This window comes from Streptomyces sp. NPDC004561, assembly GCF_053602155.1.
Map to the genome: position 1 here is coordinate 1 of NZ_JBSGDB010000918.1, position 1,284 is coordinate 1,284.

The 1,284-nt window shown below is 71.4% G+C and carries 1 protein-coding gene; it reads left to right on the forward strand.

Annotated elements, in window-relative coordinates:
• The first annotated feature begins 221 nt into the window (after nt 1-221).
• On the forward strand, nt 222-1,169 hold the full coding sequence (locus tag ACWEN3_RS46690) for a bifunctional riboflavin kinase/FAD synthetase (RefSeq protein WP_452984540.1): 948 nt from the start codon (nt 222-224) through the stop codon (nt 1,167-1,169).
• The last annotated feature ends 115 nt before the right edge of the window (nt 1,170-1,284 follow it).

The following is a 1,284-nucleotide window of genomic DNA, read 5'->3' on the forward strand; positions in this document are numbered from 1 at the left end:
GGCCGGGTCGTGCAACCGCCCCGGCCCGGGACGGGTCAAAGGGCGTACACGCCCGGCCCGGACGGGGTGGCGCGCGGGCCCACCCCTCTGAGCTGCGGTCGCGAACGTGCGCCCCGTCACAGCCCCCCGGCCGATGCGGGCCCGGAGCGCCCGGCATGGCACCCTTAGACCTGCACAAGAGGTCAAGGTAGACACGGACACGGGTTCGAGGAGCGGTCACAGTGCAGCGCTGGCGTGGCTTGGAGGACATCCCCCAGGACTGGGGGCGCAGCGTCGTCACCATCGGTTCCTACGACGGCGTCCACCGCGGCCACCAGCTGATCATCAAGCACGCCGTCGACCGCGCCCGCGAGCTGGGCGTCCCGGCCGTCGTCGTCACCTTCGACCCGCACCCCAGCGAGGTCGTCCGCCCCGGCAGCCACCCGCCGCTGCTCGCCCCCCACCACCGCCGCGCGGAACTGATGACCGACCTCGGCGTCGACGCGGTGCTCATCCTTCCCTTCACCACCGAGTTCTCGAAGCTGTCGCCCGCCGACTTCGTGGTGAAGGTCCTGGTGGACAAGCTGCACGCCAAGGCGGTCGTGGAGGGCCCGAACTTCCGCTTCGGCCACAAGGCGGCCGGCAACGTCGAGTTCCTCACCGAGCAGGGCACGATCTACGACTTCGACGTCGAGGTCGTGGACCTGTACGTCTCCGGTGAGGCGGGCGGCGGCGAGCCGTTCTCCTCGACCCTGACCCGGCGTCTGGTCGCCGGGGGTGATGTCGAGGGCGCCCGCGAGATCCTGGGCCGCCCGCACCGAGTGGAGGGCGTCGTCGTGCGCGGCGCCCAGCGCGGCCGCGAGCTGGGCTTCCCCACGGCGAACGTCGAGACGCTGCCCCACACCGCCATCCCCGCCGACGGCGTGTACGCCGGCTATCTGCACGTCGAGGGCGAGGCCATGCCGGCCGCGATCTCCGTGGGCACCAACCCGCAGTTCGACGGCACCGAGCGCACGGTGGAGGCGTACGCGATCGACCGGGTCGGCCTCGACCTGTACGGCCTGCACGTCGCCGTCGACTTCCTCGTGTACGTGCGCGGCCAGGCGAAGTTCGACTCGCTGGAGGCCCTGATGGAGCAGATGGCCGCGGATGTGAAGCGCTGCCGGGAGATCGTGGCGGACGAGGACTAGTCCTTACCCGTCCGGCCGCCGTTCCCGCGGTTCCGCGACGCAGAGACGTAGAAGGGCGGCCTGTTCGAAGGACTCCATCTCGTGGTGGTAGCGCAGGTCGCCGCCGAGTTCGCGG